Origin of the sequence: Pseudomonas izuensis, from assembly GCF_002356535.2 — a bacterium.
GTDB classification, from domain to species: domain Bacteria; phylum Pseudomonadota; class Gammaproteobacteria; order Pseudomonadales; family Pseudomonadaceae; genus Aquipseudomonas; species Aquipseudomonas izuensis.
The window spans coordinates 2,425,060-2,447,823 of sequence record NZ_AP017423.2; the positions used below are offsets into that span (position 1 = coordinate 2,425,060).

The 22,764-nt window shown below is 54.8% G+C and carries 21 protein-coding genes and 1 pseudogene; 12 read left to right on the plus strand and 10 right to left on the minus strand.

All coding sequences use genetic code 11. The features are described 5' to 3' along the window. Positions 1–17 precede the first annotated feature (17 nt). Genes LAB08_RS10950 through LAB08_RS10960 form a run of 3 tightly spaced genes read right to left on the minus strand, consistent with a single transcriptional unit; the run spans position 18 to position 3,786 of the window. Entirely contained in the window at positions 18–458 is a 441-nt protein-coding gene (locus LAB08_RS10950) for a GNAT family N-acetyltransferase (protein ID WP_096512191.1), read from the minus strand. Between the two features lie 51 nt (positions 459–509). Continuing rightward, positions 510–1,550 (minus strand): Ldh family oxidoreductase, encoded by a 1,041-nt coding sequence (locus LAB08_RS10955; RefSeq protein WP_096512190.1) that lies wholly within the window; start codon positions 1,548–1,550, stop codon positions 510–512. 4 nt (positions 1,551–1,554) lie between these two features. Beyond that, complete coding sequence (locus tag LAB08_RS10960) at positions 1,555–3,786, minus strand: N,N-dimethylformamidase beta subunit family domain-containing protein (protein WP_096512189.1); 2,232 nt, start codon at positions 3,784–3,786, stop codon at positions 1,555–1,557. 254 nt (positions 3,787–4,040) lie between these two features. Between LAB08_RS10960 and lhpH the strand changes: the two genes are divergently transcribed. The 8 genes and pseudogenes from lhpH (at position 4,041) to LAB08_RS30760 (ending at position 14,333) form a co-directional block, all read left to right on the plus strand. Continuing rightward, positions 4,041–5,048 carry a trans-3-hydroxy-L-proline dehydratase gene (lhpH, locus tag LAB08_RS10965; RefSeq protein ID WP_096512188.1) on the plus strand — a complete coding sequence of 336 codons (1,008 nt, stop codon included), beginning with the start codon at positions 4,041–4,043 and terminating at the stop codon, positions 5,046–5,048. Between the two features lie 125 nt (positions 5,049–5,173). Continuing rightward, positions 5,174–5,995 (plus strand): transporter substrate-binding domain-containing protein, encoded by an 822-nt coding sequence (locus LAB08_RS10970; protein WP_096512187.1) that lies wholly within the window; start codon positions 5,174–5,176, stop codon positions 5,993–5,995. Positions 5,996–6,055: 60 nt separating this feature from the next. Further along, entirely contained in the window at positions 6,056–6,718 is a 663-nt protein-coding gene (locus LAB08_RS10975; protein WP_096512186.1) for an amino acid ABC transporter permease, read from the plus strand. 10 nt (positions 6,719–6,728) lie between these two features. Then, positions 6,729–7,382 (plus strand): amino acid ABC transporter permease, encoded by a 654-nt coding sequence (locus LAB08_RS10980; RefSeq protein WP_096512185.1) that lies wholly within the window; start codon positions 6,729–6,731, stop codon positions 7,380–7,382. Beyond that, entirely contained in the window at positions 7,379–8,101 is a 723-nt protein-coding gene (locus LAB08_RS10985; protein WP_096512184.1) for an amino acid ABC transporter ATP-binding protein, read from the plus strand. Before LAB08_RS10980 ends, LAB08_RS10985 begins: the two co-directional genes overlap by 4 nt. Before the next feature lie 208 nt (positions 8,102–8,309). Next, on the plus strand, positions 8,310–12,263 hold the full coding sequence (putA, locus tag LAB08_RS10990; protein ID WP_096515460.1) for a trifunctional transcriptional regulator/proline dehydrogenase/L-glutamate gamma-semialdehyde dehydrogenase: 3,954 nt from the start codon (positions 8,310–8,312) through the stop codon (positions 12,261–12,263). 1,032 nt (positions 12,264–13,295) lie between these two features. Continuing rightward, a pseudogene (locus LAB08_RS30755) lies at positions 13,296–13,475 on the plus strand (HAMP domain-containing protein); the annotation flags it as partial. Between the two features lie 144 nt (positions 13,476–13,619). Continuing rightward, entirely contained in the window at positions 13,620–14,333 is a 714-nt protein-coding gene (locus tag LAB08_RS30760; RefSeq protein ID WP_436799357.1) for a methyl-accepting chemotaxis protein, read from the plus strand. A gap of 85 nt (positions 14,334–14,418) precedes the next feature. Here LAB08_RS30760 and LAB08_RS11000 read toward each other — a convergent pair whose 3' ends face one another. After that, on the minus strand, positions 14,419–14,871 hold the full coding sequence (locus tag LAB08_RS11000) for a GFA family protein (RefSeq protein ID WP_096512182.1): 453 nt from the start codon (positions 14,869–14,871) through the stop codon (positions 14,419–14,421). A 626-nt stretch (positions 14,872–15,497) separates the two neighbouring features. On the opposite strand from LAB08_RS11000, the gene LAB08_RS11005 reads away from it, so the two are divergent. Further along, complete coding sequence (locus LAB08_RS11005; RefSeq protein WP_157755723.1) at positions 15,498–15,992, plus strand: hypothetical protein; 495 nt, start codon at positions 15,498–15,500, stop codon at positions 15,990–15,992. Between the two features lie 420 nt (positions 15,993–16,412). Here the strand turns inward: LAB08_RS11005 and LAB08_RS11010 are convergent, their stop codons facing one another. Beyond that, entirely contained in the window at positions 16,413–16,673 is a 261-nt protein-coding gene (locus tag LAB08_RS11010) for a DUF6555 family protein (RefSeq protein WP_096512180.1), read from the minus strand. 416 nt (positions 16,674–17,089) lie between these two features. Here LAB08_RS11010 and LAB08_RS11015 point away from each other — a divergent pair, with 416 nt between their 5' ends. Next, positions 17,090–17,725, plus strand: coding sequence for a hypothetical protein (locus LAB08_RS11015; protein ID WP_096512179.1), 636 nt, complete (start codon positions 17,090–17,092; stop codon positions 17,723–17,725). A 36-nt stretch (positions 17,726–17,761) separates the two neighbouring features. Here LAB08_RS11015 and LAB08_RS11020 read toward each other — a convergent pair whose 3' ends face one another. The 3 genes from LAB08_RS11020 to LAB08_RS11030 all read right to left on the minus strand — a co-directional run bounded on the left by LAB08_RS11020 (position 17,762) and on the right by LAB08_RS11030 (position 19,433). Next, on the minus strand, positions 17,762–18,307 hold the full coding sequence (locus tag LAB08_RS11020; protein ID WP_096512178.1) for a hypothetical protein: 546 nt from the start codon (positions 18,305–18,307) through the stop codon (positions 17,762–17,764). A gap of 68 nt (positions 18,308–18,375) precedes the next feature. Continuing rightward, a complete protein-coding gene (locus LAB08_RS11025) occupies positions 18,376–18,822 on the minus strand; it encodes a VOC family protein (protein WP_096512177.1) in 447 nt (148 codons plus the stop codon). Between the two features lie 53 nt (positions 18,823–18,875). Beyond that, on the minus strand, positions 18,876–19,433 hold the full coding sequence (locus LAB08_RS11030) for an ATP-dependent Clp protease proteolytic subunit (protein WP_096512176.1): 558 nt from the start codon (positions 19,431–19,433) through the stop codon (positions 18,876–18,878). A gap of 263 nt (positions 19,434–19,696) precedes the next feature. Here LAB08_RS11030 and LAB08_RS11035 point away from each other — a divergent pair, with 263 nt between their 5' ends. After that, a complete protein-coding gene (locus tag LAB08_RS11035) occupies positions 19,697–20,110 on the plus strand; it encodes a KGG domain-containing protein (protein WP_096512175.1) in 414 nt (137 codons plus the stop codon). Positions 20,111–20,318: 208 nt separating this feature from the next. Beyond that, a complete protein-coding gene (locus LAB08_RS11040; RefSeq protein ID WP_254007519.1) occupies positions 20,319–20,618 on the plus strand; it encodes a cytochrome ubiquinol oxidase subunit I in 300 nt (99 codons plus the stop codon). Here the strand turns inward: LAB08_RS11040 and LAB08_RS11045 are convergent. Both LAB08_RS11045 and LAB08_RS11050 read right to left on the minus strand, forming a co-directional pair. After that, complete coding sequence (locus LAB08_RS11045; RefSeq protein WP_096512174.1) at positions 20,578–21,600, minus strand: LLM class oxidoreductase; 1,023 nt, start codon at positions 21,598–21,600, stop codon at positions 20,578–20,580. The genes LAB08_RS11040 and LAB08_RS11045 overlap by 41 nt on opposite strands. A gap of 97 nt (positions 21,601–21,697) precedes the next feature. Continuing rightward, positions 21,698–22,615 carry a LysR family transcriptional regulator gene (locus tag LAB08_RS11050; protein ID WP_096512173.1) on the minus strand — a complete coding sequence of 306 codons (918 nt, stop codon included), beginning with the start codon at positions 22,613–22,615 and terminating at the stop codon, positions 21,698–21,700. Positions 22,616–22,764 lie beyond the last annotated feature (149 nt).

The following is a 22,764-nucleotide window of genomic DNA, read 5'->3' on the forward strand; positions in this document are numbered from 1 at the left end:
CGCGGCCGGCGCCGGGGTTATCCCTCTGACTTGCGCATGAAATTCAGACCGGCCGCTGCGGTGGCAAAGCCCCATTTCTCATAGAAGGGGACCATGTCATCCAGGCAGTAAAGTTCGCGATGTTTGATGTCGACCAGCGCCGGATCGTTTAGTACGGTGTTCATCAAGACTCCGCCAAGACCGGTTCCTCGCCACGTCTCCTTGACGATGATGTCGAAGATCATCGCTTTGTAGACGCCGTCGGTCATCGCCCGCGCGAACGCGACGAGTTCATCATTGTGTGGATCGATGAAAGCGAAGAGCGGGCCGCTTGATTGCACCAGCTTTTCTACATCTGCTTTGATGCGCCCCTTGGTCCACCATTCGGTTTGAAACAGCGCCACCAGTTGATCGATGTGCGAAGGCGTCAGCGATCGATGGAGTTCCAGTTTGTTGGTGTCACGAGATAGGTTGCTCATGTCTCTTCCAGATATTGCATTGAGTTGGGGTGAATGTGTCTGTAACCACGGTCAAGACGACGATGCGGCACCGCCCGTAGCCATTTGAAGCAGCTCCGACAAGGCGTTTTTTGCAATGGGAATGCCGGAGGTTTGTGTGGTATGCCGGTTCTTGTAGCGCCGGGCGCCTGGCAGCCGGTCTTGACCAGCCTCCACCAGGTGCTTGCACAGAAGTGCCGCGCGCTGACTGAAGTCGGTCGATCCGCCGCGATCCGGGTCGATAACGATCAATAGCTGCCCGGCCTTTGGCGTCTGCGCACCAACGCAATGGCCAAAGTCGTTCTCGAACGACAATTGCCCTCCGGTCAATGCGCCAGCCAACAGTTCGACCATGAGTGCGATAGAAGAGCCCTTGTACCCGCCGAATGTGTTCAATGCTCCGCCAGCCAGCACCGCATGTGGGTCGGTAGTGGCGGCGCCTGAGCTGTCGACGCCGGTACCCGGCGGAAGTGGTTGGTTGTCCAACGCATGAAGGCGAACTTCGCCGTTGGCCATGACGCTGGTTGCCTGATCCACCACAAGTGGTTCGGCGTCGGCAACCGGCGTTGCGAAGGCAATCGGGTTGGTGCCGAAAACCGCTGTGTGTCCGCCGTGCGGGACGACATTGGCCAGGCCGTTGACAAAGCTGATCGCGACCAGTCCTTTGCGTGCGAACGGTTCAACGTCTGGCCAGAGCGCGCTGAAATGGTGGGAGTTACGGATGGCGACGACGGCTACGCCGGTGCGTTCGATCGCCTCATCAATGGCACCCGCAGCGGCGGCCAGTGCTGGTTGAGCGAATCCGTTGCAGGCATCAATACGGATGAACGAGGGACTTACGAGGCTCACCTCCGCATCGGCTCGCCCATCCACCCAGCCTGTTTTCAATGAGGCCACATAACCTGGCATGCGGAAGATGCCATGGCTGAGTGCACCATCTCGCTCGCAGCCTGCACAGTTGGCGGCCAGGATGTCGGCGACGAAGGCGGATGTCCCGTGGCTGATAAAGATTTTTCTCAGCAACAAAACAAGCTCGTCGAAGTCCATGCGCACGGCAAGAAGTTCATCTGTCATGGCGTTATTCATCATTTGAAGTGGTGGTGGAGTGAGGTGGTTTTTGCAGCAGCTCATCGGAACTGCATGAGAGTTCGAGGAATTTGCGCAAGCAATTTTCCAGTAGGCGCGACACGTTGTTGTCGTAGTGGTTGTGCGAGAGGCTGCCGCAAAAGGTGATCGACCCAACCGAAAACAGACCGCCACCGTTCTCATCTATGCCGTAGACGATGTTCGAGCGGATGCCACCGTAAGGTCGCGGGCCACCATCGAAGATGCCCGGAAGCAGTAGTTCTTCGAAGGTGGTTTCAAAGGTCGGGCCATGACCTTCGGAAGCGGCAATTACCGTCACGAAGTCCGGAGTTCCTAGGTCCGAACAGACTTGGTCGATCTCGAACCCGGCAGCGCCGCCTCCTGAAAGACCGAAGTCGCCGATTTTCTGTTCAGAAGGGATGCCTTCGAACAGGAAGGCCAGTTCACTGTGAAACGATTCCCGGGTGCGGACGTAGTATGTCCCTTCGAACGCACCCTCGGCGGTGAAGCCCACGCCGACGACTTGTTGTGGTGCGATGCCGTTGCGGCGCCACAAGCCCCCGTACTCGCCATCGAGTTGGTGGTAGTACTCGCCGGGCTGGCTGGCCCAGACCCGCATGCCTCCTTCCGCTCGACGCACCTCGATCAAATGAGGGTGCTGTGGATCGCGACCGATTTTCCAGTAGAAGCCGTTGCCGCCGAGATACATCAATTTTCCGCCGCCCTCGCGATAGGCTATCAGCGCTTCCAGCGTACGGCGCGTGTGGTATTCAGGCTGAGTGCCGGTCAACACGACATCGTAGTGCGCCAAGGCATCAACACCTTCACGATCGAGGTCCTCATCGGTGATGACATCGAACTCGAAGCCCCTGGCGTTCAACCAGTCGGTCAAATGCGAGTCAGAGGCGAAGCCACGCATCCCCGAACCATGCTCGTCGAGGTAGACCAGATAGGCAGGGCGCATGGTCATGATTGGCCGCAGACGGGAGGAGAGGGTAATCCCTGAACCATCGGGATGACGGTTGTAGTTTGAGTATCCAAAGGTGCCGATGACATCCGGATTATGCGGATAGGCGTTCCACTCTCTGACACGGTCTTGCAACGCGCCTGCGAATGTTCCGCGCGTGTGGTTCGCGTAGGCCTGGTAGGTGAATGTGGGTGCCAGAAAGAGGATTTTTCGGCGAGGCGAGTCTGCGCCAGGCAAAACGTAAAACGGGATGGTATCGCTACCTGACCGGTTGTCGACAATCAGTCCGTAAACACCTGATGGCACACCTGTAGGCACTCGAACCGCCAGGGTCGTGCTCCATTCACAGTCGCTCAGGTCATCAGCGTGGAAGGTAATGGCTGCATATTCGTCAGGTGCTGTTTTCCAGTCCATATTGCGGCCGGTCCAACCCGAAGAGCGCACGCCGCGCATTGGCATGTTGACCAGAGTGAGATTGCGCGAGGAATCAATGTCGTCTTTGATCGTTTGGCTGTACGCGTCATTGGCGAAAGACCAGCGTGCAAGCACTTCAGAATCAGTTGTGGAGAAAAGCGGGGAACTGCTCAGGCAGGGCGCTTCGATGGAGCCGTTGAAGCAATCCTCAGGATAGCCGCACCAGATTGCTGCAAGACACAGATGGCTAGTGTTTTTGAGTACGGCTAGAAGCCCCTCCATCGGTACGTCGGACTCGACAGTGTGTCCGTTGATCAAAAGTGTCGAGCGGAGGATTACCTTATCCAAGGCGAAGCTGATTTCCAGCTCGCTCCATCGGTTGATCTCCAGGCGAAGGTCGAGCTCCCGGCGGGTGTGCATCCCCAGCCTTTTTAAAACCAGCGTGCCTTCGTTGAGGATTAATGCGAAGCCCGACGTTCCAGTCTCATCCTGTAGTGAAAAGATCACCTGGTCGGTGGTGCTGAATAATGTGGGTTTGATCAGTAGCGACAGTTTCAGGCTGTGAGCTTCGGGGATAACCGGCAGGGGGGCGATTGCACATGATCCCAAATAAGTCTTTTGTTCGGTCGCGCGATAGCTTTCGTCGAGGCCGAAATCTACTTCCACGCTTTTTAAGCCTGGGCCCTGTGGATTGGGGTCGCAGCAATCCAGCCGGACAACTCTGGCGCAAATGTCCCGATCACCTGCCGAGGAAATTTTGAATTCGAGCAGTCCCCCGGGCTGCGCGCTCAGCGGCGTTACGTAGCCGATCACTGCCGGGAAATCGATATTTGAGTGGGCCATACACCTGCTACCTGATGTTTTTATCGAATATCGTATACCTTATCGCCCCTGTCAACGACATCATGACTGTTCGCGGCTTGACGCTTTTTCCCTTCTCCGAAGCCCTTTTAGGTATTCGCGTCCTGGTCGTCCCTGGGCAGCGGTCTCGACCCAATTGACAGTTGACGAATATAGTTTATCGTATACCATATCTGAAATGGCGATCTGTCCAAGCCATTACCAGCTTTCGCAACCCTGAGATATGGAGAATACGAATGCAGTACGAACGATCATTTGCCACGGTTGAGTTGCACACGAGTGGGGAGACATTCCGTCTTGTTACCCAGGGATTACCCAAAGTGCCTGGCGCAACCATTGTCGAGCGCAGTACCTGGCTGCAACAGAACGCCGACCATTACCGGCGAGCCCTGATGCTTGAGCCTCGTGGTCACAAAGATCTGTATGGTGGGTTTCTCACCGAGCCAGTGAGTGAAGACGCCGATTTCGGCATCATTTTCCTCAACAACATGGGCTACAGCCCTCACTGCGGTCACGGTGTCATTGCGCTGGCTACGGCCGCCGTGGAGTTGGGTTGGATCGAACGCAAATCCCCTGAGACCCGCGTAGGTATCGACGCGCCATGCGGGTTCATCGAGGCGTTTGTCGAGTGGGATGGCTCGCGGACGGGGGCGGTACGTTTCGTCAATGTGGCGTCATTCATCTTCGAGCGAGACGTGACGGTAAGCACGCCGACTTTTGGCGACGTGACGGGTGATATTGCCTATGGCGGCGCGACTTATTTTTACGTCGATGGCAGGCCGCACAACATTGCCATCCGCGAGAAAGACCTGTCGACGATTACCCAGTTTGGCTATGAAATCAAAACCGCCATTAATGCACGGGGTTCTTTCATCCACCCTGAAATCCCAGAATTCAATGACGTGTATGGCGTCATGGTGTATGGCGATCCGCGTCATGAGGGTTCAACCCAGGCTAACTGCTGTGTGTATGCGGATCGTGCGATTGACCGGTCGCCGACTGGATCGGGCACTGCCGGCCGAGTTGCGCAACTTTATCTGCGTGGCGAACTGTCGGCCTCCGATGCATTGGTCAACGAGTCCATCATCGGCACGGTGTTTAAAGGGCGCGTGCTCAGCGAAACCAAGGTCGGCACATTGGAAGCGGTTATCCCTGAAGTGAGCGGAAAGGCCCATATCTGTGGCTACGCCAATTGGGTCATCGACGAGACGGATCCTCTTACCTACGGTTTTCTAGTCCAGTGAGACCAACAATAACGATCTAAGAGCTGTAATTTTACTGCCCCGATAATACGTATACGATATCCAAGATACGCTAAAATAAGCGTATCTTGTTTCTGAGTTCAGCCAACAAACGAGGGGAACAAAAAATGCGCATCAACCAACTCATCCTGGCCGCAGCCTTCGCTGCTTTGGGTACCACCGCCGTTCATGCAGACCAGTTGGACGACATCATTTCGTCGGGCAAGCTGCGCTGTGCGGTGGAACTCGATTTCCCGCCCAACGGTTCCCGTGACAAGGACAACAAGCCGATCGGCTTCGACGTGGATTATTGCAACGATATGGCTGCCGCCCTTGGCGTGAAGGCTGAAATCGTCGACACCCCGGATCCGGATCGTATCCCTGCGGTTCTGTCTGGTCGTGCGGATGTGGGCATCGCCGTGGCTTCTGACACGCTTGAACGTGCAAGAACGATCGGTTTCTCGATTCCCTATTTCGTCTTCAACACGATCATTCTTGCCCGCGAAGACTCCGGTATTAAAAGCGTCGCCGATTTCAAGGGACATACGGTGGGAGGCCCGGCAGGGGCCTACGAAACGACCGCTCTGAAAGAGACGGTGCAAAAGATCAACGATCCGGCAACCAAGATGCTGACCTTCCAGTCCCAATCGGACAGCTTTCTGGCGCTCAGCCAGAAGAAGATCGATGCGACGTACACCACCGCGACGATCGCCACCCACGTCATCAAATCGGGGAAATACCCAGGTCTGAAAATCGTCGGTGATGCTCCTGTCGACCCGGACTACTGTGCGTTTCTCGTGCAGCGCCAGGAACTGGGACTGCTCAACTACGTGAATCTTTTCCTCAACCGCCAGGTTCGCTCCGGTCGATATGCCGAACTCTATGCGAAATGGGTGGGAGCAGAAGGCGGGCCGGCTCCGGATCTGACTGTCAAAGGTACCTATCGTTAAGGAAAACGGAGCACTCGTTCCGGAATAACAAAAACCTTTCGCGTAAAAAAAGGTAATCGTATGTCTTATACCTTCCAGTGGCGCCCGGTTTTGGAGTCGCTTCCGGAGATGTTGTCGGGAGCGCTAGTCACCTTGGAGATTGCCACCCTGGCGATGGCAATTGGTACGGTGATAGCAGTCCTGTTGGCGCTTGCAAAACGATCGGGTAACAAATCCCTTTCAGGTCTGGCCAGTTTGTGGATTGAAACGGCTCGCAATACCCCGGCTCTGTTTCAGATTTACATGGTCTATTTTGGGCTGGGCTCCATTGGAGTGGGTATCGACTCGTACTATGCACTCTTGCTCGGTATTACGTTCAATAACGCAGGTTATCTGGCAGAAACTTTCCGGGGCGGTTTCTCTGCCGTCCCGGAAACGCAAGTTCGGGCGGCTCGTTCGCTAGGCATGGGGGCGGTTCAGACGCTATGGCACATCGTGCTTCCGCAAATGTTGCGTGCGGTGTTCCATGCCATGACCAACCAGATGGTCTGGTCAATTCTGATGACTTCTCTCGGTACCATCGTTGGCCTGACGAGCGACCTGACGGGTGTTACTCAGCAACTTAATGTCATGACTTATCGGACATTCGAGTACTTCTTCGTCGCAGCTTGCCTGTACTACCTGATATCGAAAATATTCACGATTTGCGCGCGGCTATTCGCTTGGCGCCTGTTTCGTTATTGAGAGGTGCGCCATGTTTTTTGAAGGGACATTAGCGTGGAGCGACATCCTGTTTTTATTGAAGGGTGCTGTTGTCACTATCGCTATTACTTTGGCAGCGGTCGGTATAGGTACTTTGTTCGGCACGCTGTTCGGTGTGATCAGGGCTGGTGCCGCGTGGTGGATAAGTTCCCCCCTCGGCTGGGTACTGGATATCTTCCGTTCGGTGCCACTGTTGATTCAATTGGTCATATTCAATTCGTTCAACAGCATGTTTCGCCTGAATTGGCCAACTTATGTGGTTGCATGCATTTGCCTCGGGGTTTATGCCGCCGCACTGTGTACCGAAATCGTCAGGAGCGGGGTGGCGGCAGTACCGACGACAACCCGCCGCGCAGCACGATCGCTGGGTTTGACCTGGCGTCAGGAAGTGGTCTCGATCACTTTGCCGATTGCCACCAGGATCGTGTTCCCGAGCTGGATCGGTCTGGCCCTCGGCATCATGAAAGATACATCGCTGGTGTTATGGATCGGCATTATCGAACTGCTACGCAGCTCGCAGATTGTCACAACCCGAATCCAGGAACCGCTGACTATTCTGGCAATTACCGGCGTGATCTACTTCTTAATGAGCTTCCCCATTGCGAGACTCGGTGCTCGTCTTGAGAAAAGGTGGCAAATACAATGATTAAAATTGAAGACGTACATAAAAACTTTGGCGCCTTGCATGTTCTCAAGGGTGTCAGCCTGAGCGTGAACAAGGGCGAAGTGTTATCAATGATCGGTGGTTCTGGTTCCGGCAAGTCGACCATGTTGATGTGTATCAATGGACTGGAGGATATCCAGCAAGGTCGTATCAGCGTCGATGGCATTCATGTTCATTCGAAAAAAACCGACCTCAATAAACTTCGGCAAAAGATCGGAATTGTGTTTCAGCAATGGAATGCCTTTCCCCATATGACAGTTCTCGAGAATGTGATGCTTGCCCCGCGAAAAGTCCTGGGCAAGTCGAAGCAGGAAGCCGAGGCGATCGCTGTCGAAAAACTCAGGCACGTTGGTCTGGGTGAAAAACTGACGACGTTTCCAGCGCGTCTGTCGGGTGGACAACAGCAGCGGATGGCGATCGCTCGCGCGCTAGCTATGTCGCCGGACTACATGTTGTTCGACGAGGTGACATCTGCGCTGGACCCGCAACTGGTTGGTGAGGTGCTAGATACCTTGCGCATGTTGTCCCATGAAGGAATGACGATGATCGTGGTCACCCATGAAATGCGCTTTGCCCGCGAGGTGTCGGACCGTGTGGCGTATTTCCATAAAGGGCTGATCCACGAGTTAGGAACGCCCGAACAGATCTTCGACCGTCCGGAAAAAGCTGAAACAGCAGACTTTCTACGCTCGGTACTCTGAAGATCACGCTCTTGCAATGAGAGCGGCGAACACGCGGTTACCGGTTGATGCGGTAACCGCGGTGGTGGCGCGTAAAGCGTCATTTCACCTGGTAGCAACCATTGCCTTTGAGCACGCTGAAGTTACCAGGAGTGTCGCATTTGTGCGTCTTCAATTCGGTCTACGACCGCTCCATTTTCCTTTTAACGGTTTCCTTGGCTGGGCTCTAATAATGGCGACTACCCTCGGTGTGAAACTCGACGACCTGACCCGCGAGCGTCTCAAATCTGCTGCTGCATCGATTAATCGAACCCCGCACTGGTTGATCAAGCAGGCGCTCTTCAATTGTCTGGAAAGGCTTGAAGGCGGCGTCACGTTGGATGAGCTCCTGGGCACGCATCTCGGCGATCCGGAAGAACAAGGTGAACTGGTGGTGGAGACGGCCTGTCAGCCCTTTCTGGATCTGGCAGAAAACATCCATCCGCAGTCAGTGCTGAGAGCGGCGATTACTTCAGCCTATCGGCGGCCTGAAGAAGAAATGGTGCCGATGCTGCTGGAACAAGCACGGCTGTCTTCAGAGATGGCCTCATCGACAACCAGACTGGCCGCCGGCATTGCCGAAAAGCTGCGCAATCAGAAGAACGCCAGCGGGCGGGCGGGGCTCGTGCAAGGTTTGCTTCAGGAGTTCTCGCTTTCATCGCAGGAAGGCGTCGCCTTGATGTGCCTTGCCGAAGCGCTCCTGCGCATTCCGGACAAGGGCACGCGAGATGCGTTGATCCGCGACAAAGTCAGCAATGTCAACTGGCAGACGCATATCGGTAAAAGCGGCTCGCTATTCGTGAACGCGGCGACGTGGGGGCTTTTGTTGACCGGGAAACTGGTCTCCACCCACAGCGAAACCGGCATGACTTCGACGCTCACGCGCATTATCGGCAAAGGCGGGGAGCCGTTGATCCGCAAAGGCGTGGACATGGCGATGCGGGTCATGGGTGAGCAGTTTGTCACCGGCGAAACCATCGCCCAGGCGCTGGCCAATGCCACACGATTCGAGTCCAAGGGTTTTCGCTATTCTTATGACATGCTGGGCGAAGCCGCCCTGACCGAGCACGACGCACAAAAGTACCTGGCGTCCTACACCCAAGCCATCCATGCCATCGGCAAGGCTTCTCACGGGAGGGGAATCTACGAAGGGCCAGGCATCTCCATAAAGCTCTCGGCACTGCACCCGCGCTACAGCCGCGCGCAATATGATCGCGTGATGGCCGAGCTTTATCCGCGCCTGCTTTCGTTGACGCTGTTGGCCAAGCGTTACGACATCGGTTTGAACATCGACGCTGAAGAGGCCGATCGCCTGGAACTGTCGCTGGGCCTGCTCGAGCGGCTTTGCTTCGAACCGGAACTGGCAGGCTGGAATGGCATCGGTTTTGTCATTCAGGCTTATCAGAAACGCTGTCCCTATGTGATCGACTGTGTAATCGATCTGGCACGCCGAAGTCGTCATCGTCTTATGATCCGGCTGGTGAAGGGCGCGTACTGGGACAGTGAAATCAAGCGTGCTCAAGTCGAGGGGCTTGAAGGTTATCCGGTCTATACCCGCAAGGTGTATACCGACGTTTCCTATATCGCGTGTGCACGTAAACTGCTGGCCGTCCCTGAAGCCATTTATCCGCAATTTGCGACGCACAATGCCCATACGCTGTCAGCGATTTATCACATCGCGGGCCAGAACTATTACCCCGGGCAGTATGAGTTCCAATGCCTTCACGGCATGGGCGAACCGCTCTATGAACAGGTCGTCGGCAAGGTGTCCGAAGGCAAGCTCAACAGGCCATGCCGGGTCTATGCCCCCGTAGGAACCCATGAAACTCTACTGGCGTATCTGGTTCGTCGTCTGCTCGAAAACGGCGCGAACACCTCATTCGTCAACCGCATCGCTGACCATTCGATCACAATTCAGGAGTTGATTTCCGATCCGGTGCTGACGGTGGATGCGATGGCCTTTGAGGATGGAACCTATGGTCTGCCTCATCCAAAAATTCCGTTGCCACGGGATTTGTATGGAGCGGATCGAGCGAACTCCGCCGGGATCGACCTGGCGAATGAACATCGCCTGGCCTCACTCTCTTGTGCGTTGCTCGCCACGGCGAACACTGAGTGGACGGCTGCGCCGATGTTAGGCGGAGTTGGTCGATCCGGTGATCTGAAGCCAGTCTGTAATCCTTCGGATTTGCGTGACGTAGTCGGTCGCGTTCAGCTGGCTGACCTTGAGGATGTTGAACAGGCGCTAGGATATGCGATCAGCGCCGCCCCTATCTGGCAGGCAACACCTGTCAGCGAGCGCGCTCAAATACTGGAGCGGGCAGCGGATCTGATGGAGGCTGACATTCAACCGCTCATGGGGTTACTGGTGCGAGAGGCCGGTAAAACCTTCGCCAATGCCATTGCGGAAGTGCGAGAGGCTGTCGACTTTCTTCGATATTACGCCGCGCAAGCGCGCAGGGATTTTACCAATGACTCCCATCGGCCATTGGGTCCGGTCGTATGCATCAGCCCCTGGAACTTCCCGCTGGCGATTTTTACCGGACAGGTTGCTGCCGCATTGGCGGCCGGCAATCCAGTGCTGGCCAAGCCAGCTGAGCAAACTTCATTGATCGCCGCACAAGCCGTGTGCATCTTGCTCGAGGCCGGTATTCCAAGCGGTGTGCTGCAGCTTTTGCCGGGTCGTGGCAGTGTCATTGGTGCAGCGTTGATCAGTGATGACCGGGTCAAAGGTGTCATGTTTACCGGGTCGACGGAGGTCGCCCGCCTGCTGCAAAAAAATATCGCCGGGCGCCTCGACGCTCTAGGCCGTCCGGTTCCGTTGATTGCGGAAACGGGTGGGCAGAACGCAATGATCGTCGATTCATCCGCTTTGACCGAGCAAGTCGTTATTGACGTTGTGGCTTCTGCGTTCGACAGCGCCGGTCAGCGATGCTCTGCTCTGAGGGTGCTTTGCCTTCAGGACGACTCGGCGGATCGAGTGATCGAAATGTTGAAGGGCGCGATGGCTGAATGCAGGCAAGGCAACCCGGACCGGCTATGTGTGGATATCGGGCCGGTCATCGATGCAGAGGCGAAAGCCGGCATCGACAAACACATTGAAAGCATGCGCGCCAAAGGTCGCTCGGTTTACCAGACCTCAATCATGTCAGGTGAGGATGTCAGGCGAGGCACGTTCGTACAGCCCACACTGATCGAATTGGAAAGTATCGACGAACTTGAGCGGGAAATCTTTGGTCCTGTACTACACGTCGTCCGTTACAGCCGCAAGAATCTCGATCAACTGATCCACCACATCAACGGTTCAGGGTACGGGCTGACGCTGGGCGTGCACACTCGTATCGACGAAACCATTGCCAAAGTCATTGGCAATGTTCATGCAGGCAACGTCTACGTGAACCGAAACATCGTCGGAGCGGTTGTCGGAGTGCAGCCATTCGGTGGGGAGGGGCTATCGGGTACTGGCCCCAAAGCCGGTGGACCGCTATACATGTACCGCCTTCTGTCGACAAGACCGGAGCAGGCCTTGTCAAAGGCGTTTGTCGAGTCTGACGGGCAAAGCATCCCAGAGAAGAGTGCTCGGGAAAGTTTACTTTTACCGTTGAAGTCTTTAGTCGATTGGGCAAATGCCAATCAAAAAAGCACGCTGTATGCGCTGTGCAATGCATTCGAAAACGAATCTCAAAGCGGCACGACACGCTTGCTGACTGGGCCTACGGGAGAGCGAAATACATACACGATACTGCCCCGGGCTCGGGTGCTTTGCATCGGCGATACAGAAGCGGATCTATTGGTGCAACTGGCGGCAGTGCTTGCCGTCGGCAGTCAAGTCCTGTGGGTCGAAAGTCCGCGAACCAAGGCGTTGTTCAATAAGCTTCCCGAGGCCGTGCAGCGCACTATTTGCATCGCCGCTGACTGGAACAGCGGGACGGCTGAGTTCGACGCGGTTCTTCATCATGGGCATTCGGATCAGTTGCGGCATTTGTGCCAACTGATCGCCTCCAGGTCAGGGGCAATTATCAGTGTTCATGGCTTGTCTCCCGGTGAATCTGACATTCCACTGGAAAGATTGGTTATCGAACGGGCAGTAAGCGTCAACACCGCAGCAGCGGGTGGTAACGCAAGTCTGATGACCATCGGTTAAGCGAAAAGAAAGAGGCCGACAAGGAGCGTTGGCCTTTTGACGTGCAATTGCCGCAATCAATGATCTACATGTGTAGGAGCAGTGATGTTCAGACCCGTTCTGGCTTTGATGAACCGTGCACGATACGCCCAAAAATTTTCGCTGATTTTCACGGTGTTCATGCTTCCTTTTTGTTGGCTCTCCTTCGACAAGCTGGCCAGCATTTATCAGGAGCACCAGTCTGCTCAACTCGAACTGCAAGGCCTTGAAGCCGTCGGAAAAAGTTTATCCGAATACAAAAAAGCAGTGGAAGTCGCAGGTCTTGAGGTCGTCGCAAATGCGCGTAACAAACCTGACATTGCCGAGTTAATCAGCAAGCAGGCTGATTTGCTCAAACAGCAAACAACAGGACTGAATGAATGGCTGAAAAAGAGCCCTTTCTCCGACCACATCGTAACTTTGAATTCCCCGGAGCGGACTGCTGACAGTTCTCAGCTTTTAAGCGTGCAATACACTGAGCAAGCTCGCGCACTGCAAAAACGCTTCAATACCATTAAGGAAATTTCCGCTTCGGCGCGACTCAACCAGGACGACGACCCGCTGGTCTATCGCAACATGGCGCTGCTGCTCGACGAAATTTTGCCCCTGTACCAGATCCTGGCGCAGACCCAAAGCTACGCCAGCTATGTCACTGCCTTTGGCTACCTGGATTCGTCCACACAGTCGACTGTAGTGAACCAGCTGAACAATTTTGATCGCTTTGTTCAGACCGGAAACAATGGGTTGGTAAATTCCGATGTGCGATTGCTCATTGACAATGCGGCTCAAGAGGCTGAGTCCAGATACAAATCCAGCATCATCGACCTGTACTCGGTAACTGGCTCGGTCTACCAGAAACTGATGGGTACATGGCTTGATCGTTTCAACGATTACACGCCTTTTCTGGCAAAGCTGGACCAGGCGACTCAGTCGGTGTTGGCGCAAGCTGACCATCAACTCCGTGTGCGTTTTGCAAACCTTCAACACAAACTCATGCTCTGGGCATTGGTTCTGATGACAACAGTCATTGTGATCATTTATTTGTTTATCGGCTTTTACCTGTCTGTCCGTCAGGCTATCCGCGAAATCTCTGGAGTAACGCGTCTCCTTGCTCAAGGCGATCTGCGGCACGGCATAAAGTCATTGGGGCGCGATGAACTGGGTGACCTTGCGCAAGACTTCAACCTCATGCAAGTCCGTATGCGTGAATTGATATCCGAAGTGAAAAACTTCTCCTCTTCCACACAAGACAAGGCTGTGCATGTCAGCGAGCATGCGCTGTCATCGCAGCAAAGCACAGAACAGCAATCATCCAGATTAGAGCTGATTGCGACCTCAATGGTCGAGTTGGTGAGTAGCGTGCAAGAGGTTAGTGCCAGTTCCAACACCACGGCCGACAAAGCAAGCCAAGCAGGTCAAAAATGTCGCGACGGTAGTATCCAGGTTGGCCGGGCGATGGCTGGAATCAATAACTTATTCCATGAGCTAAACGACTCGCTGGCTTCAATTAACGCAGTGGAGAACGAAAGTCAGGCCATCTCGAAAGCAGTAGGTCTTATCAAAAGTGTTTCCGAACAGACAAATCTGCTCGCACTCAATGCCGCCATCGAGGCGGCCCGGGCTGGGGATCAAGGCCGAGGTTTTGCGGTCGTCGCTGATGAAGTACGAAGCCTTGCGATTCATTCGCATAAGTTGACAGGTGAGATTCACGCCAACATTAGCCGTCTACAGCAAGAGGTGATCAACGCGGTCGCGACAATTCGCAGTTGTCATAGCAATGCATCCGCGACGGTAGACGAAGTGACCCGAGCCGCTGGTTTCTTTGATGAGATTACCTGCGGCATGACTCAAATCATCGATCAGAATATCCAGATCGCTTCAGCCACAGAGGAGCAGGCCAGTGTTGTGCAGGGCGTCGAGCAGAATACTTTTGAGATTAAAGCTCTGAGTGAGTCTACGGCGAGCCAGGCAGTCAGCACGGTAAACATCAGCAATGAGGTTGCGATTATGACGCGCGATCTGCACGGGCTGATTGCCAATTTTAAGGTGTGAGCGAGTAGTTGGCATTCGTCACTGGGTAACTTCACCGACTTGCCCACCCATTTACATTCGGTCTGAGAAGTCATTTGCATCAGATTTAACCAGCACAATTCGCGGACAATACCGGCAGAGAACGACCCAATATAGATAGTCCGTCCCAGGGACATAATCTGGGTGATGTGTACCAGTGGGCTGCGGAGTCGACATGAATGTGTTTTTGCTTTTGAGGCATGAAAGACGTGTCGAGCGTGCCCAGTGCTATCGAAATCCAGTCGGTAAATTCGCCTTGAAATCGTGACCAGAACAACGTAGATCCACAGGTCTCGCAAAACTCGCGTAACACCGTCTCAGAGGATGCATAGGTTTTGATGCTGGTGGCGCCGCCAAGTATCCGTAGCGATTTGCGGGGAACGCTGCCGTACGAAGCGAATGCTGCTCCGTGACCTTTGCGACACTGGCTGCAATGACAATGACTCACTGATTTTGGTGGAGTGAGTAGCTCGTAACTGACGGCTGCGCATAGACAGCTTCCTTGGTATTTCTCTGTCATGCGTCCAGCCCTGCGCTTGAAAACACGCCAGCTTAACCATCTCAGGCTAGTCAGTCGACTGACCGCTATAGGCCGGTTGCTGCCTGTCGTGAAGGGCTGCAATCCAACGCCGACATTGGCAACAGGCAGAGGCTGGCCGCTTCCTGCCGATCATGAGGAATGGCAGTCGGCCATTTAGCAGGCGCTTGCCAAACTGTACTTCGAGCTTGAATAGACGTCCTCCAATCGTCAGTTTTCTTTCATCTTGAAGCTTAGCTGCTGCCTATGGCGGTAGGTGCCTACCCCGTCTGAAAAGGCTCACCTCGTTGTAAGTCATTTTTAAATTTTTTGCGGGCCAACCACTGGTCGACTTTTCTGTGCGCCGCTTGAACCACTGTCTAAAGAGGTCTAATTATTAAGCGTGGGAAAAAATCCCACGAGAAAGTTGCCGAAAAATTTATACCGATTTCCGACTGATTTGGCGTTTCTCACGGTAATGACCAGGAGACGGAAAATGTAAATTCATAGGCTGTTCAACAGGGCTTAATTGGCGATGGTCATTGGTGGTGTGCTGTCGGCGTCCATCGTTTTGGTTCCGGATTCGATTTCTCATGGCTCCAGTGCTTACGCTAAAGAAGGCGGCGGCAATGGCAATGGTGGAGGCGGTGGACACGGCGGAAATGGAGGGAGTGGCGGCGGAAATGGAGGCGGCGGTGGCCACGGTGGAAACGGCGGCGGAAGCGGAGGTGCAGGCGGACATGGTGGAAGCGGCGGCGGTAACGGAAATGGTGGCGGCAGCGGTGGTAGTGATGGTAGTGGCGGTCATGCTGGTAACGGCGGTAATAATAGTGGCAGCAGCCATGGCGTTGCGGGCAACGACTACAGTGGGGTTTCGAGTTCAGGTCGCAGCAGCAACCATGCTGAAGCGGGCGATGATCATGGAAATCACGTTGGTGGAGAGCCTGGCGATGATCATGGCATTCATGTTGGTGGCCAGCCCGGGGACGATCATGGCAATCATATTGGCGGCGAGCCTGGAGACGACCATGGCAATCACGTTGGTGGTGAGCCTGGCGATAATCGTGGCAACCATGTGGGTGACGAACCGAGTGATGACAACTGCAGAAGCCGAGTCGCTCTGACGGGATCTCATATTTTCGTTGATCTTGAATAGCAGGGATGGGAGTAGATCTGTGCTGACATCGTGAATTCTCCGTAGAGATTTCAGCGTAGCGGCAGAGTTCTGGCTGGTTAGCAGTGGAGCTGGCAGGACGCCTGAAGTATGGGAAAGATGGAATAGTTTTGTAATGAATCGCCCCTAGTTTCGAAGACTCGCCGAGTTACCGCTTCTGGCCGCGGGCTGCCTTCCGCGAAGGGCAGCTCTGGGTGGACTTGCGTCGATCATGGCGGGCTCGAATCGATCAGATCATGGTTGGGCGAAGCTCACCTTCGTACCCAGGTGGGGCTCAGATTTTTCTGTGCAATTCTCACCGAAATTTATGCGACCACAGCCAGAGGGCCTGATGGCAACCACGCAGTCCACATAGGCACGTGCAGGGCAATTAGAAAATCCGGGGGGACTCATCTCCTGAAAGATTGGGTTGGGTTATTGACTGATGCCACATCACATCGGTGATGCCGAATCGTTCAGCTAACTCAGTCATGTCTGAATAGCTGCCCACCCAGCCCGATGGTCTTTCAAGTAAAACAGTGCCCGAATGGAAAAACGCATAGCACACAGCGTCGTGTGGAGTCAGGTTATCGTCAGAATGCTCAATGACCTTTCTTTTGCCTTGAAAGCTGTAGCAGATCGTAAATCCCATGGACGACTTCCTCATGTAGGCGATTTGCCACTACAAAGATAGTCGCCCTCCTAGCATTTCCAAAGTAATAAAGTAGCCACTTATCGGGAAGCCTTTGAGCCAAGCTCAGCAGCCTTTGCTGAAGTATTTGTGCAAGGTCATCTCCTGCCTCCCTGAGGAAGCGTCTGGATACACCAATCTTTCACTATCAAAAAACTAGTCACATCTGAATGACTGCTTTTGGCCGATTGCTGCCTGTCGCGAAGGGCAGTAATCGACCCGTAGCAGACGATCAGGGCTATGGAAAATAAATCTGCGTTTTTCTGTTTTTCAGCCAATTTTCTGGGATATGGCCTTTTGCAATCACCGCGCACTCTCTAGAATCCGCCCAGCACTCCGGCTATGGAGGCGCTATGCCATCATTTTAGGAAGCCATCATGCAAATGGGAAAAATTCTGGGGTTGGCCCTGGTGCTAGGGTTGAGCGGTTGTGCCAGCTTTACCAAGGATGAAGTGGCACCGGTGAATCTGCCGTCCATGTCGAGCTATTCGAACAAGCCGAATGTGTATGTGGACTTTGATTTCTACCAAGGCGCGCCAAAAAGCGCCTCAGCCGTTGAAATGCCCCAAGCCCGCGACATGCTCAAGCCTGAACTACAAAAAGTGCTGAGCGATTCCGGGCTCTTTGGTCGTGTCACGCTGGATGAATTCCAGAAGCAGCCTGGGGATTACAACCTGCGCCTCAAGGTTTACAACCACCCGCCTGGTGGTGGTCAGCTTGTCATGGCCTTTATCAGTGGGCTCACCATGACCGTCATCCCTTCGATGGCCACTGATCAATACACCATGAGTCTCGAGGCGCTTGACCAACAAGGGCTGGCAATCAGCAATGCCAGTAACCATGACTCGATCAATACCTGGATCGGTATCTGGTTTGTGCCTTTGATGGGCAATACCCCGAAAGCGGCGATTAGCGATACCTTCAGCCGCCAGGTCAATGCGTTGCTCAAACAAATGGTAGAGAGCAAGAGCCTGAAATATTCGGCACTCGATTCCGGGGTGTCACGGATCTGATGAAAAAAGAGCCGCCATTGCGGCTCTTTTTTACCCTCATTTCAGGGCCTGTATGAACTGCGGGTCGCTGTACAAGGTCTTCAGCAAATCACGAACCATCGGGTTGTAGGCATTGGCGGCGTTCGGGATCGCAATGGCTCCGAAAAAACTGCTGTCCCACTGGCGGCTCACGTCCTTGGTCGCGTCGTAAACCACCTCATTGCCCTTGAGCAAAGTAAAACGGGCAGCGAGCTGGCCGGTACCGGTACTCACGCCTGCCGTCAGCTCATTCTTGACCAGCAATACATCCAGGTGCCGCTGTGCTTGCGTATCCAGCAGGCCCGCTCGGCGCAGTTCTTCGTTGATGGCCTCCTGAATATGCAGAGGGATGCTGCCACTGGGCGAGCTGATCGGATTGGCCCGAACACTCAGCGAGCCCTGGCCAGCGTCCGCCTTCACCTGAGCATTGCTGATTGAGTGCAGTGGTGGGGTCTGCTTGAGTTGTTGGACGTTCTCGTAACTCGGCTCATAACGCGTCATGGTGACACCACAACCTTGCAACAGCAGCGCGAGTAGCGGGACGAACAGGAGGGACTTTTTCACGGCATTTCCTTGCATGAGTGGAGGGGGCCGAGATTATCGTAAGATGGCACTTAGCTATCAATCATGTTTCAACTGTTGGCTGAGAAAAACTGCTCGGCAAGCCCGACGATAATGCCCTCAGGCCCACGCAGATAGGCGAGCCGGTACGAAGTCTCGTACTGCATCCGGCCAATGAGTTCGGCGCCATGGGCCTGCATCCGCGCCACGACAGCGTCGATACCAACGACGGCAAACATGATGCGACGAAGACCCAAGGTGTTTACCGGCGCATCCACGGGGCCGAACCTGACCGCGTCTGGCGTGTGGAATTTATCCAGCTCTATTCCCTGCCCGTCGGGCGTGCGCAGCATCGCGATCGTGGACCGGACGTCTCCAAGCCCTATGAGGCTCCCGACCGCGGGCCCTTCAACGGTGGTTTGGCCTTCGAGTTTGAGGCCTAGTTCGATAAAGAACGCTTTTACCGCTTCGAGATCGTCGACGACGATCAGGACGTTGTCCATTCTCTGGATTGTCATGGGCGTTGGTCCTTCTTTGAACGGTGTCGTGGAGTTCCCAGCTTTCAGGCTCGTCAACCGCCACTGACTTTCCAGTGCTTGACGTCATCGGCAAATACCATCTGCTTCATCTCATGAGCAATGCCGTAGGCCAGGGACTCGTGGGCGGCGATGACTTTTTCCTCGGCGGACAGGCAATGGAAAATATCCAGTTTGGTCACGGCGTCCGCTGTTTCGAGCGTGAAAATTTGCACATAGCGTGCAAGATCATTGTCGAGACTGGACAGGTATTCGCGCAGTCGTTGGTGGTCGACCGATTTTTGGCTGAAGTACCAGTTCATCGGGTGAATCAAGAATCTGGCATGAGGCGAAGTGATGCGTCGATTGGCCGCCAGAAACATGATGATCCCCATCGATTCGATATTGCCGGCGTTGATGGCGCAGAGCGGAACCGGCAAGGATTTGAGGAACGTGTATAGCGTGAAGCCGAAGTTGGTGCTTCCGCCACAGGTGGACAAATTCAGGAGCAGTGAGGTTGCGCCCTGGTCGATGGCTTCCAGGCAGCAATCCCTGAAGCGTTCAGTGGTTGCCTGATCGATCTGGCAGTGAAAATGCACGATATGTTCTGTCATCGACGACCTCCTGAATGACATGCCGGGAGGGCTGCTTTCAAGATAATCAGTCTAGTGAAACTTGGTCCTGATGTCTGAAAATCCGGCATGCGGCGCCCCTTGATCATGGGGATGCCGCCAGTCGAATGAGTTGATTTCCGATGGAACCAAACCCCGAAATCCGCTCGTCGCGAGCTCGATATTTCCGTTCAAACTTTCGATTTTTGGCGCCCTCCGAATTAAACGAGCACCTGCTCGTGTCAACGATCTAGAGGTGAACAGACATGGCCAACACAGGAAACAACAACCCAGGTGGCTTTTCTGACCGGGACAAGACTTCGCAAGCCGGCAAGAAAAGTGGAGATTTTTCCAAGGATCCACAACGCACCTCTGAAGCAGGTCAAAAGGGAGGCCAGGCTTCGGGCGGTCAATCATCACGGGATTCGGATCGCATGTCCGGTGGCGGACAAGGAACGAATCGCGGCGGTGAATTTACCGACGATAACGAAAACATGTCCAAGCCCGGCCAGAAAGGCGGTCAGGCTTCAGGCGGACGGCAATCAAACGATCCTGATCGTATGAGCAGCGGTGGACAGGGCAGCGGTCGCGGGACCAATGTCACCGATGATCGCGACAAGTCCTCCGACATGGGACGCAAGGACAATGAGCAGGGTGGCGGTGGAGGACGCAAATCCTGATGCAGTGTGATTGCCATCAAGCCCCGACCCATACTCGGGGCTTGATTTGATTGAACATCGATCCGGGAAAATCTGAAAAAAGGCCCTAAATCGAGGTTTTCATGGAAGCTGCGCGGTTGAGCCAGGGCATCGAGACCCCGGATCAGATCCAGTTTGCGATCCTTGAGCGCAACGGAAAAATGTCGGTGATTTCCCGTGAGTCGTGAACGTGGAAGCGGCTGATTCGGCGCTGATGGTCGCGCGCGCGCAGTTTGCGATCACCATTGGTTTTCATATCGTGCTGGCCGCACTCACCATTGGGCTGGCCAATTTTCTGATGGTGCTGGAAGGGCTCTGGCTCTGGCGTGGCTGTAAAATCCATCTGGATATTTACCGTTATTGGCTAAAGGTGTTCGCCCTCAATGTGGTGGTAGAAAGGTGCGTTCTGCCCGCAAATGACGGTGACGGTTCCAACAATGCGCCGGGCCTCAAACATGCGACGGGAAGTGCGGCAAGACGTGCTCACTGAGCTCGTCGAGAATCTCTCCATAGGGTTGGCGGCTGACCTTGGGGTTAAGCGCGATATGCGAAATGCCGGCAGCTTGCGCTTGTTCCAGATAATTGCGCAGGCCGTTGCGCCCCGCCCGGAAGCCTCCCTGAATGCGCTGGAATGGGTGGTCCGGGTTGTCGCTGAGGTCAAAATAGCCACCCAGACCTAACGGTTTGAAAGCGTTTCGGCCTTCGATCTCACGCACTTTGGCGTGCCAGCTCTCGCCTAACGATGCCAGTCGCTCGGGGCTTTGCACGCCGGCCAGATAGCCATCGAGGTGTTCGGCCAACCATTCAATGCTCTGCTGCGCCTGGCCGACAGCGATTGAAGGGACGCGGCCATACGGCGCTTTCGGTACCAGGTCGAGGTTTCCGAATGAGTGACCGAATCGCTCGGAGCGAAAACGCGGGAAGTTCTGCTCGATCAGGGTGCGAAACACCGAAAAGGCATCACGATACCGATCACCACGGGTTTCATAATCGATACCCAGCATCGGGTAGTCGCTGTATCGATCGCCCGAGGACAGCCCCAATACCACGCGCCCTTCGCTCAACTGATCCAGGGACGTCGCTTGTTTGGCCAGATACATGGGCTCATGGGTAGGCAGCACGATACCGGTGGTTCCCAGGACGATGTTGCGCGTGGCGGCGGCCAGGAAGCCGATGTAAACCAGGGGCTCGAAGATGTGCGCCACATCGTTGTAATCCGGGTCGTAGAAAGGAATGTCACGCATCCACAGCGCGCCAAAACCCAGCGCCTCGGCGCGTTGCGCCATTTCAACGTGGCCACGCATGGTCGGTGCCGCGCGACCGGCGTGAGTTTCGAGGGGCAAAATAAGGCCAATCGTCAGTGCCTGTGGTTTAAACAGGCGCTGAAAACCAGGGTGACGCTCAAGCGAGGGATCAGCGGTCGGCAGGGCGGCAGGTTGCACGTGTGGCGAGGGTTGGGTGGCAATGGTCATGATGGCAGTCTCGGTGAGTGGCGTTGACTGACATATTTATTGATTCCTCAATCCGGATAAACAGCAGTCACAGACCATTACACGGTCCGCTGAGTCCCTAATGATGTTCAGACTCCCAAGGCACCCCTGATTCCCAGCGTTCAATCAACAGATCAATAAAGGCGCGGACACGCGGGGATAACTGACGCTTGCTCGGGTAGACAACCCGGATGGGGTCGGGCGATGCACGGTAAGGTTTGAGTACTTCCACCAACGTTCCGTCGCGCAGGTCGTTACCGGTGATATAGGTCGGCAAGTGAATCAGGCCAATGCCAGTCAACGCCGCTTCGCGCATGGCTTCAGAACTGTCGATGTTCAGCCGCCCTGGCTGTTCGTACAAATAAAGGCCAGTGGGTGTCTGGTAACGCCAGACACTGGCCTGGCCACTGATGAACGCTATGGTGTCATGCCCGAGAAGATCAGCAGGCGTTTGTGGTACGCCGCAGCGGGCCAGATAAGACGGCGAGGCACACGTTGCGAACTGCTGCCAACCCACTGTTCGGGTTAAGAGTTGTGAATCATCTTTTGGCGCACCAATGCGGATGGCTATGTCGATACCTTCTTCGACAAGGTCGACAAAGCGATCGGTAAACCAGACGTCTGCGCGAAGTTCAGGCCACTGTTTCAGATAAGCATCCAGAATCGGCAGGATATGGCGCTGACCGAAGGATAGGGGGGCTGTGAGTTTAAAAGTGCCGGTCGGCCGCCCACGGCGCAAGGCCATGGTTGCCTCCACCTCATCAAGATCCTCGAGAATTTGCTTCCAGCGTTCATAGGCAACCCGTCCCTCGTCAGTCAGGCTCAGTTTGCGCGTCGTGCGATTCAGAAGCCGTGCTCCCATTCGACCTTCAAGACGAACAATACTTTTACCTACAGCCGATCGGGTCAGACCGAGTGAAGCTGCAGCAGAGGTAAAGCTTCCAGCCTTCACAGCCGAGACAAACGCAGCGATGTCACCGAATCGGTTAGCTTCCATGGGTAGCTTTACTCCAGTGCGTACGCGTTGTAGCGGGAAATGACGCCCCCAAGACTGGTTCTTGCTGTCAGCCCGGGACCACACAATTATTACCCTGCCAACGAGGTAGTGTCTCAAAGTCAAAAACGCTGTCGAACCAGGTTTTGTCG

What these genes read in the sequence shown, in the direction of transcription:
- LAB08_RS10955 (WP_096512190.1), bottom strand. Translation starts at nt 1,550, where the DNA reads ATGACAGATGAACTTCTTGCCGTGCGCATGGACTTCGACGAGCTTGTT.
- LAB08_RS30760 (WP_436799357.1), top strand. Translation starts at nt 13,620, where the DNA reads ATGGTCGAGTTGGTGAGTAGCGTGCAAGAGGTTAGTGCCAGTTCCAAC.
- lhpH (WP_096512188.1), top strand. Translation starts at nt 4,041, where the DNA reads ATGCAGTACGAACGATCATTTGCCACGGTTGAGTTGCACACGAGTGGG.
- LAB08_RS10970 (WP_096512187.1), top strand. Translation starts at nt 5,174, where the DNA reads ATGCGCATCAACCAACTCATCCTGGCCGCAGCCTTCGCTGCTTTGGGT.
- LAB08_RS11010 (WP_096512180.1), bottom strand. Translation starts at nt 16,673, where the DNA reads ATGGGATTTACGATCTGCTACAGCTTTCAAGGCAAAAGAAAGGTCATT.
- LAB08_RS10960 (WP_096512189.1), bottom strand. Translation starts at nt 3,786, where the DNA reads ATGGCCCACTCAAATATCGATTTCCCGGCAGTGATCGGCTACGTAACG.
- LAB08_RS11005 (WP_157755723.1), top strand. Translation starts at nt 15,498, where the DNA reads ATGGCAATGGTGGAGGCGGTGGACACGGCGGAAATGGAGGGAGTGGCG.
- LAB08_RS11025 (WP_096512177.1), bottom strand. Translation starts at nt 18,822, where the DNA reads ATGACAATCCAGAGAATGGACAACGTCCTGATCGTCGTCGACGATCTC.
- LAB08_RS10980 (WP_096512185.1), top strand. Translation starts at nt 6,729, where the DNA reads ATGTTTTTTGAAGGGACATTAGCGTGGAGCGACATCCTGTTTTTATTG.
- LAB08_RS11045 (WP_096512174.1), bottom strand. Translation starts at nt 21,600, where the DNA reads ATGACCATTGCCACCCAACCCTCGCCACACGTGCAACCTGCCGCCCTG.
- LAB08_RS10950 (WP_096512191.1), bottom strand. Translation starts at nt 458, where the DNA reads ATGAGCAACCTATCTCGTGACACCAACAAACTGGAACTCCATCGATCG.
- LAB08_RS11000 (WP_096512182.1), bottom strand. Translation starts at nt 14,871, where the DNA reads ATGACAGAGAAATACCAAGGAAGCTGTCTATGCGCAGCCGTCAGTTAC.
- LAB08_RS11015 (WP_096512179.1), top strand. Translation starts at nt 17,090, where the DNA reads ATGCAAATGGGAAAAATTCTGGGGTTGGCCCTGGTGCTAGGGTTGAGC.
- LAB08_RS11035 (WP_096512175.1), top strand. Translation starts at nt 19,697, where the DNA reads ATGGCCAACACAGGAAACAACAACCCAGGTGGCTTTTCTGACCGGGAC.
- LAB08_RS10975 (WP_096512186.1), top strand. Translation starts at nt 6,056, where the DNA reads ATGTCTTATACCTTCCAGTGGCGCCCGGTTTTGGAGTCGCTTCCGGAG.
- LAB08_RS10985 (WP_096512184.1), top strand. Translation starts at nt 7,379, where the DNA reads ATGATTAAAATTGAAGACGTACATAAAAACTTTGGCGCCTTGCATGTT.
- LAB08_RS11050 (WP_096512173.1), bottom strand. Translation starts at nt 22,615, where the DNA reads ATGGAAGCTAACCGATTCGGTGACATCGCTGCGTTTGTCTCGGCTGTG.
- LAB08_RS11030 (WP_096512176.1), bottom strand. Translation starts at nt 19,433, where the DNA reads ATGACAGAACATATCGTGCATTTTCACTGCCAGATCGATCAGGCAACC.